Raw genomic sequence first — 16,649 nt, forward strand, 5'->3', positions numbered from 1 at the left:
GACAATTTCGACGAATTTAAATAGGTGGAGCCGTTGGATGCTTACGCCAAACCGCCTGCCTAACGCCGCTCTATATTTGTAAAATATATACTTCTACAAGCCGTGTCTAACAGGCCGGTGAAAAACTCCAAAAGCCTCAGTTATCAAGGCACATAGCCTTGCTTCTTCCGGCGGTTTTGGCTGGAGGCGGCCGACCGCAGTTCTTATGAGAAAACTAACTACCTACCAGCCATATCCGCTTTACGTGCAATCATCTTCTCGGCCAGCGCGTGACTGCCACCGTTATCAATAATGACCCTACGCATTTTTTCATCGGGAATTTGTACCACTACCATGATGGCCTGTTTGATGTCGTCAGCATTCATGTCAGCGAAGAGTTTGATTGCATGCGGGTTGCCGTCGTCGCTGCGCAGCACGTCGAGTTCGTCGACGCGGATGCCGAAGGCTTTGCCTTTGGGATCGCCCTGAGCCCGGAATGCCAGTGCGCCGCCTACATCAAGCGTCAGTACTTTGCCGTTGACGACGCCCTGATTGTCGCCATTGAAGCCGGCGGCGTCCCAGTTGGCGGTCCAGGCATGCACAGCAAACCACTGCTGCGCCTGTTTGCGTTCGCTTTCGCTGAGATGTGCGATGCATTTCTTGTCGAGTTCGACCCACTCGGTCGCGATCTGCTCCGGCGCTTTTGTGTTTATATAGGTCAAAGTCGGCGCGCCAGCCAATTGGTAGAGCTTGGCGGCAATCAGTTCATTACGTGCATGCGCCGGAGACTCCAGCGTCTTCACGTAGTAGCGCCGTCCGTTGCCGTCCTGAAAAATACCCGCCGGGTTAGTGCCCAATTGCCCGCCAATCCGCTGCATGGCGGTGGTGTCGATCATTGGCGTGTCTGCGTTCATCGTTCTGCTCCGGCTCAGGAAGTCGGCTTGGTTCGCCGCACCACAGCCAATTGCGCCGGCGTTTCGATGGCGCCCTTACGCACGCGACGAACGGCATGGATTGCTTCTTCGGGGTCCATGCCCAATTCCGCCATTAGCCGCGCGGCGATCATGCCCGCCCGCCCCAAACCACCCTTGCAATGCACCAGCACATCGTCGCCATTGCGTAATAGTTGGCGGATCTCATGGCCTTGCGTGGCCCACTGCTGTTCGAATGCCTGGGTAGGCACGGAAAAGTCGGCAATCGGCAGATGTAGCCAGGCTATGCCGCGTCTGCGTATTTCATGACCAAGCTGCGGCACCTTGAGGGCTTTGAGTTCAGCGGGTTCGACCAGTGTCAGCACCAGCTTCGCCCCCCAGGCAGCGATGGCATCCAAATCGATGCCGAGGTCGCGCTCCCAGGCACCGGTGTACGCAAAGTGATCGTGTTTGCCGGGACAGAAGGTAATTCCTATGCGTCCATGCGACGGGCTCGCACGTACTTCCGCGATCTGAAGAGGGTGTGTATGGCTGGTTCGCGCAGCTGTCATTTTGCTATCCTGACGAAGTACCGAAGGTCTGCTCAGAGTCTAGCACGAGCAAGCGGCCGATTAGCTATCATCACACGCAAGCAGCCTCCGACGGCAAGTGCATGCCGGTTCGCTTTGCGATAATTGAACAATCCTGAGACTATTTGGCCAATTGGATTAGGCGGGCGCAACGGAAATCCGTAAACTGCGAAGAGAGGTAATGATGCGTAACAACAAACGGCATAACCACCATGAACCGGCTTTATGAATAACATCCTGGTAATCGCAAAACCCGCCGACATTCATTTCAATCGGTTCCTACCGGTCATCGGCAAATTTGTCGAGCGTGGACATAAAGAACCCCCCAGGCTTGCCTCTTAGCATGTCGAATCCCCCGTTGCCGCAAACCTGCCTATCTCTTAAATATGCCTAATCGTCCTGAGCAGCAAACTATTGATATTTCCCACAGAAAACGCTTGCTGAATATCTTTAGCGGTTCGGTCGGCAACCTGGTGGAATACTTCGACTGGGCAATCTATGCCGCATTTGCCTTGTATTTTGCCCCCGCCTTTTTCCCGGAAAGCGACCAGACCGCGCAATTGCTGAATAACGCGGCGATATTTGCCGTGGGCTTTATCTTTCGCCCCTTGGGCGGCTGGTTGCTGGGCAGTCTGGCGGACCGCAAAGGCCGCAAGAGTGCACTGATCTTGTCGGTCAGCCTGATGTGTTTGGGCTCCTTAATCATCGCCTGTACGCCGGGTTATGCGGTGATCGGAGGCTGGGCGCCGGCCTTGCTATTGTTCGCCCGCATGTTGCAGGGTTTTAGCATCGGCGGCGAGTATGGCAGCTCGGCAACCTACCTCAGCGAAATGGCCACGGCAAATCGCCGCGGCTATTACTCCAGCTTTCAGTATGTCACCATCGTTTTGGGCCAGATCTTGGCATTAGCGTTGTTGATGCTGTTGCAAAAGTGTCTTTTGACCAGCGAAGAGCTGCATGATTGGGGCTGGCGGATTGGGTTTATCGTCGGCGGCCTGCTCGCGGTCGTCGCCATGGGTTTGCGCGGCAATATGGCGGAAACAGCCGCCTTTGTGGAGCAGCACACCTATTCCAGCCGGCATGCCAATTTGCGGGAATTACTTAAATACCCTAAGCAGATTTTCACCGTCGTGGCGCTGACCGCCGGCGGTACCTTGTCCTACTATACCTTTACGGTTTACATGCAGAAGTTTCTGGTCAACACCACCGGCTTCAGTAAGGACGACGCCACGCTGATCTGCACGATAGCCCTGATCGCGTTTATGCTGATACAACCGATCTTTGGCTTGATTTCGGACTTTGTCGGCCGCCGCTTTATGTTGATCGCATTCGGCGCTTGCGCGACGGTTTTTACGGTGCCCATCCTGGCCTTGCTGTCTCAGCCGCAAAGTATCGAATCCGCCTTGTTTTGGTATATCTGCGCCTTGCTGATCGTCTCGGGATATTCGTCGGTCAATGCCATAGTCAAAGCCGAATTATTTCCGGTGCATATCCGGGCGCTGGGGGTGGGTTTTCCTTACGCCCTGACGGTGGCTTTGTTCGGCGGCACCGCCGAATATCTGGCCTTATGGATGAAAAGCCAGGGGCATCCTGAGTGGTTTGCTTATTACGTCAGCGCCTGTGCCGCCTTGTCTCTGATCGTGGCTCTAACGATGAAAGAGTCCATGAAAACATCGAAGCTGAATCCATAATCGGTAGTGCGCAGACCCGATCCGATCGATTTTCTCCGCTCCCATGCACCGGCACTTGATGGCCATTTAATTATTCGAATTGAGCTGGCCACATGCCGCCAATACATCGTCGCCTTTCGCGATTCTTATCAAAGTCGGGATTTTAAACGTATCTAAAACTTCTTTAAATTTTTCAATTTTAGCCAAATCCGGACTCTCGTAACGCGATCCGGGAAATGCGTTAAACGGAATTAAGTTTATATACGCACTTTTACCAGCCAGTATCGTTCCCAATTTTTCCGCATCATCCGCTGAGTCGTTAAAATCCTTTATCAGAATATATTCATAAGTAATAAACTGCTTTTTATTTAAAGGTATCTTGTCGATATACGTCAACACCTCATCCAACGGATATTTTTTATTAATCGGAATTAGTTCATTCCTCTTTTCCGCAAACGGCGAATGCAGCGATAGCGCCAGGTTCACACCAGGAATTTCTTCGCTCCATCTCTTAAGCCCAGGAATATAACCCGCCGTCGAAATCGTAATTTTTTGCACGCCAATTGACGTGCCGTGTTGCGATAAAAAAATTTCACAGGCTTTTTTAACGGCATCAAAATTATGTAAAGGTTCGCCTTGCCCCATAAAAACGATATTTAAAATCCGCTCTTCTCCCGGCCTATTGCGTGCCAACCAACGCCAAGCCTGTAGAAACTGGCCAACAATTTCGCTGGTAATCAAATTTCTTTTCAGCCCTTGTTCCCCGGTAAAGCAAAAAGAACAATTCATTGCGCAGCCCACCTGCGACGAAAGGCAAATAGAATACTTATTATTGAACGGAATAAGGACAGTTTCGACTTTATGCTGGTCTTTAAGCTTAAAAAGAAATTTTACCGTTCGATCTTTTGTCGACTCATGAACCAAATCGATTTCGGGCAGAGAAAAGTCGAAATTCTTTTCAATAAAGGCCAATGAGCTTTTGGCAATATTGTCATGGCACTGCGCCGTTTCTTTTTTCTTATAATGCCAATTAAACAGCACTGCCGCTGCCGAGCAGTTTAAATTATTCTGATTTATAATCGCTTCTAAATCAGAATAATTTAGGTCGTAAAAAGATTGCTTCAAAAAACTTTTCCTCGTGATTACAATATTATTTTAGGCCAGGGAAATTACTTTTTAATTCCCATGCAACAGCTATCCTTCCAGCAACAAGGGCCTGGATTATTGGTGTTAGTGGTGCAGGCATGAGTTATTGCTCTAAACCAATTTAACAACGCCTACCATCAACGTAGCAATTGACGAACGTCATTCTGCCATATTCAGCTGGCAGCCGCGCTCACTAGCACTTGGCCGGCCCTGCCGAACAAACGCCACGCAACCGTTGCCGGCGGATACGTGGCGTCCGGTTTATTCCGCGGGAGTCAGATGATGTTGATTATGTCCGGGTACCACAGCGGCGCCGTGTTCGCTGGCCTGCGCGTCGAACCATTCATGCAAGGCTTGTACATACTGCGGATATTCACTGGAGTAATGGATTTGTCCGCCATTATCCAGGGATTTGTATTCATAGCGAATATCGCCCTGCTCGGCCTTTTTCAATTGTGCGAGACCCGGCATATTCGCGCCGTGTAGACGTTCGGTCACGGAAAAATCGCCTTTTCTAAAATCACCGGCAATTTTGAAGAGATGCGATTGGATGGCTTTAACGACCTGCACATTGTCGGCGGCCTTAGCCACGATATGCTGGACACCGCCATGCACGGTCTTACTAAAAGTTTGTACGGTTTGCTCTGCCGGATAAGGCAATACCGGCACATTGCTCGGTTTCGGGCTGGCGTGGTCCAATGCCAGGGCGCTTGCGGAAAAAATTAACAATCCGGCTACTGCGACTGTAAATCTGTTCATATCCGTTCTCCTCGTTTAGTTAAAGCTAATAACTTATTTTTATTTAGTTATTCGATCACTGGCTTTGACAAAGCTTTACCGGATACGGTTCATAATCAGGTACAGTTAAAAATAGGCGTCGCGGCAATCAATACCAAACCCGCACCCCCACCACACCGCGTAAGCTATGCTGGTGTTCGCGTAGCGAAGCTTCCTCGACATAATCCATACCCACGTATGGCGCAAACTCACGTTCGATCTCGTAACGCAAGCGAAAGCCCGCTTCGAATTCGGTAACCCCGGATTTCACGCCACGATTTTGTATGTCCTGCGCCGCCACGTTCACTTCCACACGCGGCTGAAAAATCAGCCGCTGGGTCAACAGCATTTCATAACCCAGCGTCAAACGCCCCAATACGTTGCCTTTTTCGTTAATGAACATCGCGCTATCCACTTCGATGAAATACGGCGCCAATCCTTGAAAGCCGATTACTGCGTCAAAGGTACGCTCCGGTTCAATTGCCCGCCTGGCGCCGATTTGAAAATCCCAAAAGGTGTCGATATTACGGCTGTACAACACCTGCAAATCGGCTCGGCCGAAGATATTCTGATCGGCGGAATAGTCCCCCTCTGATTTCAGCCAGAGTTTGTTTTCGTCGGTGCCGGTCCAATTCTGCACATCCCATTTGAACAGATGCAAGCCTTGATTACCTTCGTATTCCAGCCTGTCGGCCTTGAAATGATTAAATACCATAGCGCTGTCGTGCCCCGCTGCGGCGGAACAAAACAATGTCAGACAAAACCAAACATTTCGGGGGCTAAACAAAACCTTACGGATGCACATGTTCCGCCCTTTCCACGATCAATCTACGAAACATGCCGCTGTCCATGTGATACAGCAAATGACAATGAAAGGCCCACTCGCCTTCCGCGTCGGCCGGCACATCGACGCTGACGGTTTGGCCGGGCTTGACGTTGATCACATGTTTTTGCGGGTTATACATGCCGTTACCGTTGTCCAGATATTGCCATAAGCCATGCAAATGGACCGGATGATTCATCATGGTTTCGTTGACATAAGTAAAACGAATCCGCTCGCCGAATTTGACCCGGATCGGCTCGGCATCGGCGTATTTGATATCGTCGAACGACCAGATGTAGCGTTGCATATTGCCGGTTAGCCGCAACGTGATTTCCCGATCCGGCGGCCCCATCAGCGAATGATTGGGTTGCGTGGCGATTAACTGGCTATAACTCAATGGCTTTGTTCTGTCGCCGCTATCGGCGTCAGACATTGTGTGTCCGGCGTGCGCACTTATCGGCACCTCGGCTGCCGCATGCTGATGAGCGGCGTGTTCCGTCATGGTCTGTTCGGGCATAGCGGAATGTTCGGTATGCGCATGACTAAGCCCCTTGTCGGCAGTCGCATCAGCCCATGTTTGATGGCCGGCATGTGCGCCGCCCATCTCCGCCAAGGTCAGTAGAGTCATGGGCCGCATTGCCGGCGACTCGGCCGGCAGATCGGCGCGCGGCGTCAGGGTCGCGTTTACGTAACCGCTGCGATCCATCGCTTCCGCAAAAATGCTGTAAGCCTGCTCGGTTTGCGGCTGTACCAAGACATCGTAGGTTTCCGCCACCGCAATGCGAAACTCATCCACATCGACCGGCTCAACGGGCTGCCCGTCGGCGGCAATCACCGTCATTTTCAGACCCGGCAAACGCACGTCAAAATGCGTCATTGCCGAAGCATTAATGAAACGTAAACGTATTTTTTCGCCGGGCTTGAACAGGTAAAGCAGGTTGGATTCAGCGGTTTGACCGTTGATCAAAAAACGATAATTGGCGCCGGTTACGTCAGCCAGATCGGTGGGCTCCATACGCATCTCACCCCAGGCCAGGCGGTCGCTAATGGTTTCCCAAAAACCCAGGCGTTGAATATCGGCAAAAAAATCGCCGACCGTGCGCTTTTGAAAATTGTAATAGTCGCTTTGCTTTTTCAAGCGCGCCATGGTTCGTTCCGGATCGGCGCGTGCCCAGTCCGATAGCATTACCACATAATCTCGATCTACCGTTTGCTGCTCGTTTTGCGGCGCTATGATTAGCGCGCCGAACAAGCCCTGCTGCTCCTGCATGCCGGAATGGCCGTGATACCAATAGGTGCCGCTTTGCTTGACTTTGAATTGATAGGTAAAGGTCTGACCGGGTTCTATGCCGTCGAAACTGATGCCCGGCACGCCGTCCATTCGGTACGGCAGAATAATGCCGTGCCAGTGTATCGAGGTTTGCGTTTTAAGCTGATTGCTGACTTGCAGGGTGACGTCCTCGCCCTCCCGCCAATGTAAGGTAGGGGCCGGCAAGGCTCCGTCCGCCACTACAGCCTGCTGGGCTTCGCCGATCAGATTGATGGACTGTTCCGAAATTGCCAAACGATAAACGTCTGCCTGAGTGACCCCGGAAACCAAAATTGCCAGTAACAGCCAAGCCGCCGGACTTCGGCTGCGGGAGAAATCCCAATAGTGCATAACACCTCTGATTAACGATTAGAAGGCGTTTACTCTAACATTTTTACCGGGTCCGATACTTGCGGCTAACGATGACGATTGACAATCTAATAACACCGGGCGGTGCTCCGGATCACCCCGTATTAATCGTCAACCACAAAATCGCGCGAGTCGCGCATGCCTTCCAGAAAATTAAACAACCGTTGCGGAGCAATCAAACAGCCGGCCGCCGCTTTTCTGGGCATGATTTCTACCAGCACGCCCTGCGCCGTCAGCTTGTTCAGAACCTGATACATAAAAAAGTCCAGCGTCTCCGCCACGCCTATCATGTTTTCCCACTCGCCGACCGCCGCCTCGTCGGCGTAACGCCGGTAAGGCCAGACCGGCAAGGTTTCATGACCGTCCACCTGCCGAAAAATCCATTGCCGGCTTTCTTTCAAACCCCAGACTTCGTCCATTTCAATGATGCGATACATGAAATACTCCAACAGCTCTTCATCGCTCATCGATTGAGCCGCATCATATTCTTCTTGGTAAGGTTCGTAGCGCATAGTACCGATCCGGTGATGGAAAATTAGATTACAGCAATAATCGCACCACGCTAGCCGGCCATTAGCAAAGTAACCCGAATCGGCAAATTGTAGGGTCTATGCAGATTTACGCTGTATTTACGCCCGAGCGGTCGAGATTGGATTGTCGCTTATCCGACAAAACCTAAACCGATTGCAGCACGGTGCCTATTTAACAAAAAGCGCTCATCCGATAAGTTGTATAGTTGCAAACCTTCAACATCGATATCCAAGCAAGCCTATGAAACTATTGATCCGCAATCTTCCCCGCACCACCACCGAAACCGAACTGCGGGCCATGTTCGCGGAACACGGCAGCGTGCAATCCTGTTCGCTGGTGATGGACAAAGACACCAACAGCTCCAAAGGCTTTGGCTTTGTGGAGATGCCCAAAGCCGGCGAAGCCAAGGCCGCCATCAAAACCCTGAACGGTTTGGACATGGACGGCAATCGCATTCGCGTGAAAAAGGCCGAAACCAACCCGGGCGAAGCTGCCGATGACTAAACCCGGCAGACAAGATCCGCTGCACGGCATCACGCTGGAAGCGCTGTTGATTTTTCTGGTGGAAAAATACGGCTGGGCGGAATTGGCCAGCCGCATCGACATCAATTGCTTTGCTAAAGACCCCAGCGTTAAGTCCAGTCTGAAGTTTTTACGCAAGACACCGTGGGCGCGGCAAAAGGTTGAGGCGCTTTATTTGCAGAGCCAGCAGACGGATAACATCGATAGCTAACGGCGTAATAAAAACCTTTTCCGCCAGCCAAGTCGCCAATCCAATAGTTACCGCTGTAGCGGCCTGGTTATCCGTCCTGAAGAACCGAATATCAAAGTTTCCGGGACTTTGTTGGCGATGCGTTCGAGGCGGGGGGCAAGTCAATTTTTTATGCCGAGCCATGTCGCCATCATCCTTCATCGTTAAGCTCTACCCTTCACCCACCATCGAAAACGGTAAATGCTATCGCGCTAAACACTTCGGCAGAACCTCACTGACTTTTTTGGCTTTTTGCGCAGCAGATCATGTGTAAATTTTGACAATCGAGATGGTTAAGCCGACTATTGCCTCTACTATTTAGACTTTTCGGATAACAAAGATGAAGCTCCTTAAAAAAACATCTGCTCTATTACTTTTATGTCTGACAACGAATATCGCGTGGTCTGAACCGGTCAACTTTTGCAAAGTTGAAAGAGTTTACGACGACGATGTAAGCGTTCCGGCCAAAATTGTCTATGAAGACTGTTCAGGCGTTGCCTTTCTTTGGTATGCCAAATCTTACGTGGAGGCTTCTTGCTGGGCAGGCGCTATCGATTTATTGAAGGGAAAATGCGAGCAAAGTAAAGTCGATTCCAAGGATTCCGCGACCGAACTCCCGGCAACCGAAACGCAAGAAGAAAAAAGCGTTTTGGAGCCTTAAAGCAGACCAGCGTGTGTCATTCGTCGTGCGAAATTGTAGCAGTCGGTTTTTTCGGACCCCAGATGAGGTTGTTTATCTGCCATTTCCATGGCTAGCTAATGGGTGGCAGGTAAACCAATACGGAATATACCCGCCGCCTGTTGTAGAAGTTGACCACTAAAGAGTCCTTTAACAAAAGCCGCAACCAGGCGATTGCCGGCAATCTTTCTTTAATGCCAATAAATCCCGACCAATCCGACCCAATGATCGCCGGTATAGACATTGGGACGCTGAACGCCCAGGCCTAGTCGCCAGTCGCCGACGACGGGATAAAGCAATTTGACCGTGGCCGCACCCAAGGCATTGCTGCCGGATAAATAATCGCCATTGATCCGCAGCTTTTCAAACATCGGCGCTTCTATGTTCAGGTGCACCCCCACGCTTTGAAAGCCGGCCAGCGCCGCATTGGCGTAATACAGGCCGGTATCGACGTCGGTGTCCCAGTCCGGCAAATGCCGTTGATATTCCAGGTAGGAAAAACTCATAAATAATGTGGCTTGCGTCAGCATGCCAAGGCCGCTCTGAGTGCCGGCGATCAATTGGGTATCTTGCGCCAACCAGTGTTTTTCCACGCTCAGCATCACATCCGGCTGAAAGGGTACCGAAGGTACGGCTGTGGAAACAAATTGTCCGTTCAGCAAACTCAAACCCAAATCCCAACCGGCCGCCAGACCATAATTTGCGGAAATATTGGCAACGGCTGCCGAGGCGAAAATATTGGTTTCCTGCTCTATATCGATAGTACCGACATCGGTAGCATCGATTTCCGGCATATTGCGCACAGGTTTTTTGTGCTGACCGGCATCGGCACGTTCTTTTGCCGGCAGGTTTGCGGCAAGCACCGTCAGCAACATGAGACACCGCAGCCCGACTTTAGCCCTGCATACCCTGCTATCCATGTTCCCCGATCCAGATTAAATGTACGGCACCATGCTTACCTAACGCTTTTACGAGCATTACCGGCAAAGCTTACCCGCGAATGACCTCAAAAAAACTATTTGCACAAAAGATATTGTATCGCTACTATATCGATGCAATACATTTATCGGAGAGCCACCCATGCGCAAAATAATTATAATAAGCGGCGTTTTAATGTTGAATGTGCTGAACGCAAACGGCGTCAATGCTCAGCCGCAATCATTCTCGGAAAACGTAATCCCTGCCAGCACCTTACCCACACTTCATACCAAGACCTCTGAAAAGTTTGACGATCTAAAAACCGAGCTAAGCATTTATTCTTTGATTGCCGGTATTTATGCCTTGTATTGGCTGAAACAACGAGCCTGATCCCAAGTAAAAACCTTTGTAAACTTTAAGGGCGTGCCGGCAGATGCTGTCGTCCACGCCCAAAAGTATCTATCGATGGTTTGATTGCCTGCCACATCCACCGCTCATATTTTGCCGTTACGATCGGTTTCATAGACGCCACCAAATGTTTCGAATGCACCTACGCGTGTCTCGAATGGACGCATTGGCACTGCAAATGCGTCGCCGAATCGCGCGAAGGTATATTCCAACCTGCCGGCCGCAGACACGCAAGTTGTGAAGGCGCATCCCAATGCTACGAGCGAGTCAACGCAAGCCGTGAAGGTGCGCTCTGAGGCTGCAAATGTGCGTTCGCAAGTTTCGCCCATGCATTCCAAGGCTTCGAACGCGCCAACTCAAACCTCGAAGGTGCATCTCCGACATTGGTATGTCCATTCCGCAGACTAACAGACGGCAACGAATACAACGTTGACGTGAGTGTTTAAAAATTTGCCGCGCCTGGAGGCGTCTACCATCCACGTTAATGACAGGAATGATTCAGCGGCGAATCTGGGACAGTGCGTCTTCGCGAATCGCGGTTTGCAAATCGATCAGACTCTGTTCGCTGACCTGAATCAAGCCCCGATAGGGACGGTCCAAATCCAGAATAATGAACACCATGACCACAATCAACCACACCATGATGTAAGTAACGAAAGACGTGCGATGCCCGGCCAAACCATTGGTGTACCCGACGATAGCGCCGCTCATCACGAAGGTGGTGTATAACAACACCAGCACTAACTCAGGTACATGCCGATTAATCTCGGCATCGCGTTTACCGAAGTTATCGATCAAATCGTTCAAGGCGGGAATAAACAGACCGGTGGTTACCGGATTCGGCGCAGTTTCGTTCGCTTGCCGGGCATAATTCCAGAGCTTGGCTTGCATGCCTCCGGCCTCTGCGATCAGCGCGGCGCGGCGATCATGCTCCGTGAGGTCGACGGAGCCGGTACGCACCCGTAAATCCACATAGTTGCGCATTAAGCCGATTACTTCCTCGCGCACCGCCGCCGGCAATAATTGTGCGCGCAAATACGCGGTGCCTATGGCATTGGCTTCGTCAACCACTGCCTCGCTGCGGCTGTCGTAGCGTTGCAAGGACAGCGAAAAGGTAAACCCCAGCAGTAACGCCAATATGCCAAGCAAAGAACCCGAGACCGAATTGACATGGGATTTAAAGTTATCGTCCACTTTCGGCTTGATCCTTAAACCCAACCGATAACCCAGCTCAATCGCCAGCGCCATGGAGCCGAACAACAATCCGGCTATCAGTAAACTGTTAACGTCGTAGGTAAATTCATTCATGGGACAAAATAATGTAAATGTTTAGGCCTGTTATTGGGATGCGCCGAAACGCGCTTACCCCCGGCTGCTAGCCTCCTATCCCTAGAATAGTACCTAACTTACTAAATTTAGCACTTCATTCGCAAAACCGAACAATTAGCCAACGGCCCCATTCGGCAAACCGGCAACAATGTCTATATCTGTCGGCGAAAAGAAGTATAGCTTGGCTTCGAATTGTATCGGTTAGATGATGTTCAATGGCGTACAGGCATCATTTCCAGTATTTGCATAAATCCCACTAATAACTTGGAATGAACATGATGAGCACAGCGCCGAAAAGTAATAAAGAAAATAAGAAACAGCCTGCCATGAGCCCAAAAGAAAATAGGCCGTGAAAAAAGTCTATTTCTCAACATAAGCCGCTCAGTCCGGCGTAGCGCCTAAGCAAAGCCACTATAGGGCGGCTGCCTTTATTTACGCAGCATTCGATCAGGCTTAGTAAATAAGTGCAGCTTGGATTTTTCTGACGCTACCCAAAACGATAGCGAGATTTAATGCAAAAGCCTTCCGTCTAGCTCGCCCTTCATATCAGTCCTGAAGGCGATACCGATGAGACAGCAACAGTCAGAGCCAGTTAAGAGTGATGAATCCGATCAGGTACAATCAAACCATCCTCCATATACAACACGTGATCCATACGCGCCGCCAAATCCGGATCATGCGTAACCACCAAAAAACTTACCTGTAGTTCTCGGTTTAACTCCAACATCAGCTGATAAATCTGCTCCGCGGTTTTACTGTCCAGGTTGCCCGTCGGCTCGTCGGCCAAAACGCATTTTGGCTTATTGATTAAAGCCCGCGCCACGGCGGCACGTTGCCGCTCGCCACCGGACAGTTCGCCGGGCTTGTGCAACAGCCTATGCCCCAAACCCACACGTTTCAGCAGCTCAGCGGCTTGCTGCTGTGCCTGCTTAATCGAATGATTGCCTATCAATAAAGGCATCGCCACGTTTTCCAGAATGGTGAACTCGCCCAACAAATGGTGAAACTGGTAAATAAATCCCAGGGAGCGATTACGTAACTGGCTTAATTTGCTAGCGCTGACTTGATTTAAATCCGCGCCGTCGAGGATCACCGAACCGGAGCTGGGTTTTTCCAAGCCGCCTAGTAAATGCAGCAAGGTGCTTTTACCGGAACCGGAGGCGCCCATGATCGCCACGCGTTGGCCGGCATGAATAGCCAAGTCCACGCCTTTTAAGACCTCGACGTTCAGGTCGCCCTGCGCATAGCGCTTGGTCAGTTTTTGACACTGTAAAATGACGGGGCTATTCATAACGCAATACCTCGGCCGGATTGACTCTGGCTGCTTGCCAGGCCGGATAAAGCGTCGCCAGCAGGGACAGCAAAAAAGCCACGCAGGCTATCCAGTAGACATCGGTCCAGATTAGTTTGGAGGGTACTTCGCTGATGTAATAGACATCGGCGGCCATGAATTGCACGCCAAAGGTTTTTTCAATAGCCGGCACGATGGTTTCCACGTTCAGCGCCAGCAACACGCCGCCGACCGTGCCTAGCAGCGTACCTATGCTTCCAATCACGCAACCCAGCACAATGAAAATACCCATCACCGACCTGTTCGACAATCCTTGAGTTTTTAGAATGGCAATATCGCCACGCTTATCCGTCACCACCATCACCAGCGTGGAGACAATATTGAATGCCGCCACTGCGACGATCAGCAGCAAAATAATGAACATCGCCCGTTTTTCGGTTTGTACCGCTCGGAAAAAATTGCTGTGGGCTTGAGTCCAGTCGCTGACCCGAAACTCGTCACCTAAACTGTCGGCCAGACTTTGGGTGATGCGCGGCGCATTGAATAGATCATCCAATTTCAAACGCAAACCGGATACAGCCTGCTCCAGTCTGAATAATTTGCCGGCATCGTCGAGATGCATCAGGGCCATATTCCGGTCGTATTCGTACATACCGACCTTAAACACACCGACCACGGTAAAGCGTTTCATGCGCGGCAAAATTCCGGCCGGCGTGGAGTTGATTTGCGGCGTGATCACGGTCACTTTATCGCCCATCATCACTCCTAAATAACTGGCAAGCTCGGCTCCGAGCACGATGCCGAATTCGCCGGGGACTAAATCGTTGAGACTGCCGAACATCATTTTACTGGCCACTTCCGATACCTTGGCTTCATATTCGGGCAAAACCCCTTGCAGCAAAGTCCCGCTGACTTGGCGGTCGGCATTGATCATCACTTGACCGTGGATAAATGGCGCGGCGCCTTCGACATGCGGCATGTTTTTGGTACGTTGCTCCAAAGCCTGCCAATCGTCCAGCTGACCGAAACGGCCGGTAATCGTGCTGTGCGCGGTCATGCCCAGAATACGTTCGCGCAATTCGGCTTCGAAACCGTTCATCACCGACAACACGGTGATCAAAGCCGTCACGCCCAGCGCGATACCGAGCACGGATGTTAAGGTAATGAAGGAGATGAATTGGGTGCGTTTTTTGGCACGGGTATAGCGTAACCCGATATACAGGATGAGTGGTTTGAACATGCTATGAGATTTAAGGGTTTTTACAAGCGGCGCAATAACCGTAGAGGTAAAGGCTGTGATCGGTGAGTGTGTAACCTAATTTCTGAGCGATTTCGGACTGGCGTTTCTCGATGATCTCATCGGTAAACTCAGCAACTTTGCCGCATTTCATACAGACCACGTGATCGTGATGGTTGCCTTTATTCAATTCGAAAATCGAGTTGCCGCCTTCGAAATGATGCCGTTCCACCAAACCGGCTGCCTCGAATTGGGTCAGCACCCGGTAGACAGTGGCCAAACCGATTTCCTCGCCCTCCGACAGCAAGATTTTATAGACCTTTTCCGCCGACAAATGCCGGTCGTCTTGTTGCTTTTCCAGAATCTCCAGAATTTTGATCCTGGGCAATGTCACTTTTAAGCCCGCATTACGCAAATCCTGAGTTTCCACAAGCGCGTCTCCTTTAAACCTATAATCGGTCGCATTGTATCGTTTTTTGCGCTAAGCCGCTGACAGAATTATGGGATAATGCCTCATCGTTTGTCGTCGGACTTAACCCACTCCTCATGAAAAAATCGCTTTTATTGCTTGCGGCCGCCACCAGCCTGCCCCTTACCGCTTGCAACACCATCCTGAATAATCTGCCCGGGGTTTACACCTTGGATATTGAACAAGGCAATATTATCGATCAAAACATGGTCAACCAGCTGCGGCCGAACATGACCAAACGGCAAGTGCTTTACATCATGGGCTCGCCGATGTTGGCGGACGCTTTCCATGAAAAACGCTGGGATTATTTATATTCGGAACAATCTGGCGGCGAAGATAGAGTACAAAAGCGGATCTCTCTATTTTTCAACGGCGACAATTTGATGGGCGTACAAGGCGACTTTAGACCCAGTGCTCTACCGGTGGTGAAAGAATCCACGGAAACCAGCGTCGACGTCCCGAAACGCGATCTCGAGCGTTCGATGTGGGAAAAAGTCAGCGGCTTATTCGGCGGGGAACCCGACACCCCCATTCGCAAAAACAATCAAGCAGCTAACGAGCAGAAAGAAGCCGGAAGTTCTACGGAGAAAGACAAAGAAACAGTGGAAGAAGCTTCGGACAAAAAATAAACCGACTCGTAGACACGCTTTACAGCAGCAGCGCCCCGGCAATCGCGATAAAGTTGTCTGCGGCCTGAATCAGTGCCGGGGCGGTCAGGCTATGGATACCGTAAACATCACTGGCGGTACCGAAATCGTTGCGAATCTTTTGCAACAGCAACTCGAAATCCCCGTCTCCCGACAGCAGAATAACTCGATCGGCCTGGGCCGCGTAATCCATTACGTCCAAGGTAATCCCCACATCCCAGTCGCCTTTACTGGTGCCGTCGCGGCGCTGAATATAAGGTTTCAACTTGACGGTAAAACCGATATTTTTCAGGATTTGTTGAAACCCCTGCTGCTTGCTGTCGCCACGGTCAGTGGCGTAGGCGAAGGCAGCGACAACCTGTTTGCCCGCGGTTGCCTGCTGCCAAAACACGCTGTAATTAAAATGTTTCTGGTAACGTTGCCGGGTGGTGTAGTAAATATTCTGAACGTCGACAAAAATCGCTACCTTTTCCATCCAATGCTTACTTCAAAAAAGAACAGCAATAATCGCTGGCAGTGCTGACTTTCATCGTGAATTGCGCATTGCCTGGCACATTGAAAGATTCTCCGCCTTTCACGGCTTGCCAGGCATCGTTACCCGGCAACAATACTTCCAGTTCGCCGGCTAGGATTTCCATTAACTCCGGCTCAGAGGTGTTAAAAGTATATTCGCCGGGCTGCATGAATCCCAAGGTTTTCGAACTACCGTCCGCGAAACGAATCGTGCGGCTATTCACTTTGCCGTCGAAATAGACGTTGGCCTGTTTGACGATAGTGACATTATTGAATTCTGACATGATGTAAATCTATTACTA

General features: G+C 50.8%; 20 protein-coding genes. 6 read left to right on the forward strand and 14 right to left on the reverse strand.

Translation table 11 applies throughout. From position 1 onward, the window contains the following. Window positions 1-218: 218 nt before the first annotated feature. Window positions 219-893 (reverse strand): hypothetical protein, encoded by a 675-nt coding sequence (locus tag ACH50O_RS09430; RefSeq protein WP_446811764.1) that lies wholly within the window; start codon window positions 891-893, stop codon window positions 219-221. Window positions 894-907: 14 nt separating this feature from the next. Next, window positions 908-1,462, reverse strand: coding sequence for a cyclin-dependent kinase inhibitor 3 family protein (locus ACH50O_RS09435; protein WP_446811765.1), 555 nt, complete (start codon window positions 1,460-1,462; stop codon window positions 908-910). Between the two features lie 404 nt (window positions 1,463-1,866). On the opposite strand from ACH50O_RS09435, the gene ACH50O_RS09440 reads away from it, so the two are divergent. Continuing rightward, complete coding sequence (locus tag ACH50O_RS09440) at window positions 1,867-3,171, forward strand: MFS transporter (RefSeq protein ID WP_446811766.1); 1,305 nt, start codon at window positions 1,867-1,869, stop codon at window positions 3,169-3,171. A gap of 66 nt (window positions 3,172-3,237) precedes the next feature. On the opposite strand, the gene rlmN is transcribed toward ACH50O_RS09440, so the two are convergent. The 5 genes from rlmN to ACH50O_RS09465 all read right to left on the reverse strand — a co-directional run bounded on the left by rlmN (window position 3,238) and on the right by ACH50O_RS09465 (window position 8,086). Further along, complete coding sequence (rlmN, locus tag ACH50O_RS09445; RefSeq protein WP_446811767.1) at window positions 3,238-4,275, reverse strand: 23S rRNA (adenine(2503)-C(2))-methyltransferase RlmN; 1,038 nt, start codon at window positions 4,273-4,275, stop codon at window positions 3,238-3,240. 282 nt (window positions 4,276-4,557) lie between these two features. Further along, the gene (locus ACH50O_RS09450) at window positions 4,558-5,055 is read right to left on the reverse strand and encodes an aspartate carbamoyltransferase (RefSeq protein ID WP_446811768.1); all 498 of its coding nucleotides are present in this window, start codon (window positions 5,053-5,055) and stop codon (window positions 4,558-4,560) included. A 127-nt stretch (window positions 5,056-5,182) separates the two neighbouring features. Next, window positions 5,183-5,788 carry a copper resistance protein B gene (locus tag ACH50O_RS09455; protein WP_446811769.1) on the reverse strand — a complete coding sequence of 202 codons (606 nt, stop codon included), beginning with the start codon at window positions 5,786-5,788 and terminating at the stop codon, window positions 5,183-5,185. A 76-nt stretch (window positions 5,789-5,864) separates the two neighbouring features. Next, window positions 5,865-7,556, reverse strand: a complete 1,692-nt coding sequence (locus ACH50O_RS09460; RefSeq protein ID WP_446811770.1) for a copper resistance system multicopper oxidase — start codon at window positions 7,554-7,556, stop codon at window positions 5,865-5,867. A gap of 122 nt (window positions 7,557-7,678) precedes the next feature. Beyond that, entirely contained in the window at window positions 7,679-8,086 is a 408-nt protein-coding gene (locus ACH50O_RS09465) for a DUF2750 domain-containing protein (RefSeq protein WP_446811771.1), read from the reverse strand. Window positions 8,087-8,345: 259 nt separating this feature from the next. Between ACH50O_RS09465 and ACH50O_RS09470 the strand changes: the two genes are divergently transcribed. From ACH50O_RS09470 to ACH50O_RS09480, 3 genes are all read left to right on the forward strand, one after another. Then, a complete protein-coding gene (locus ACH50O_RS09470; protein ID WP_446811772.1) occupies window positions 8,346-8,609 on the forward strand; it encodes an RNA recognition motif domain-containing protein in 264 nt (87 codons plus the stop codon). Next, entirely contained in the window at window positions 8,602-8,838 is a 237-nt protein-coding gene (locus ACH50O_RS09475; RefSeq protein WP_446811773.1) for a VF530 family protein, read from the forward strand. Before ACH50O_RS09470 ends, ACH50O_RS09475 begins: the two co-directional genes overlap by 8 nt. A gap of 358 nt (window positions 8,839-9,196) precedes the next feature. Next, window positions 9,197-9,517: a hypothetical protein gene (locus ACH50O_RS09480; RefSeq protein ID WP_446811774.1), complete on the forward strand. Its 321-nt coding sequence runs from the start codon at window positions 9,197-9,199 to the stop codon at window positions 9,515-9,517. A 209-nt stretch (window positions 9,518-9,726) separates the two neighbouring features. Here ACH50O_RS09480 and ACH50O_RS09485 read toward each other — a convergent pair whose 3' ends face one another. After that, window positions 9,727-10,410, reverse strand: coding sequence for a hypothetical protein (locus ACH50O_RS09485; protein WP_446811775.1), 684 nt, complete (start codon window positions 10,408-10,410; stop codon window positions 9,727-9,729). Window positions 10,411-10,615: 205 nt separating this feature from the next. Between ACH50O_RS09485 and ACH50O_RS09490 the strand changes: the two genes are divergently transcribed. Continuing rightward, window positions 10,616-10,843: a hypothetical protein gene (locus ACH50O_RS09490; RefSeq protein ID WP_446811776.1), complete on the forward strand. Its 228-nt coding sequence runs from the start codon at window positions 10,616-10,618 to the stop codon at window positions 10,841-10,843. A 516-nt stretch (window positions 10,844-11,359) separates the two neighbouring features. Here the strand turns inward: ACH50O_RS09490 and ACH50O_RS09495 are convergent. The 4 genes from ACH50O_RS09495 to fur form a co-directional block, all read right to left on the reverse strand. After that, window positions 11,360-12,169, reverse strand: a complete 810-nt coding sequence (locus ACH50O_RS09495; RefSeq protein ID WP_446811777.1) for a bestrophin-like domain — start codon at window positions 12,167-12,169, stop codon at window positions 11,360-11,362. A gap of 613 nt (window positions 12,170-12,782) precedes the next feature. Beyond that, window positions 12,783-13,481 (reverse strand): lipoprotein-releasing ABC transporter ATP-binding protein LolD, encoded by a 699-nt coding sequence (lolD, locus tag ACH50O_RS09500; protein WP_446811778.1) that lies wholly within the window; start codon window positions 13,479-13,481, stop codon window positions 12,783-12,785. Further along, the gene (locus ACH50O_RS09505) at window positions 13,474-14,721 is read right to left on the reverse strand and encodes a lipoprotein-releasing ABC transporter permease subunit (RefSeq protein WP_446811779.1); all 1,248 of its coding nucleotides are present in this window, start codon (window positions 14,719-14,721) and stop codon (window positions 13,474-13,476) included. Before ACH50O_RS09505 ends, lolD begins: the two co-directional genes overlap by 8 nt. 10 nt (window positions 14,722-14,731) lie before the next feature. After that, window positions 14,732-15,148 carry a ferric iron uptake transcriptional regulator gene (gene fur / locus ACH50O_RS09510; protein ID WP_192374097.1) on the reverse strand — a complete coding sequence of 139 codons (417 nt, stop codon included), beginning with the start codon at window positions 15,146-15,148 and terminating at the stop codon, window positions 14,732-14,734. Between the two features lie 116 nt (window positions 15,149-15,264). On the opposite strand from fur, the gene ACH50O_RS09515 reads away from it, so the two are divergent. Continuing rightward, a complete protein-coding gene (locus ACH50O_RS09515) occupies window positions 15,265-15,816 on the forward strand; it encodes an outer membrane protein assembly factor BamE (protein ID WP_446811780.1) in 552 nt (183 codons plus the stop codon). 19 nt (window positions 15,817-15,835) lie between these two features. On the opposite strand, the gene ACH50O_RS09520 is transcribed toward ACH50O_RS09515, so the two are convergent. Next, a complete protein-coding gene (locus tag ACH50O_RS09520; protein WP_446811781.1) occupies window positions 15,836-16,309 on the reverse strand; it encodes a LabA-like NYN domain-containing protein in 474 nt (157 codons plus the stop codon). Between the two features lie 7 nt (window positions 16,310-16,316). Beyond that, the gene (gene ppnP, locus ACH50O_RS09525) at window positions 16,317-16,631 is read right to left on the reverse strand and encodes a pyrimidine/purine nucleoside phosphorylase (protein ID WP_446811782.1); all 315 of its coding nucleotides are present in this window, start codon (window positions 16,629-16,631) and stop codon (window positions 16,317-16,319) included. Between the last annotated feature and the right edge of the window lie 18 nt (window positions 16,632-16,649).

It is taken from the genome of Methylomonas sp. 2BW1-5-20 (genome assembly GCF_052474515.1).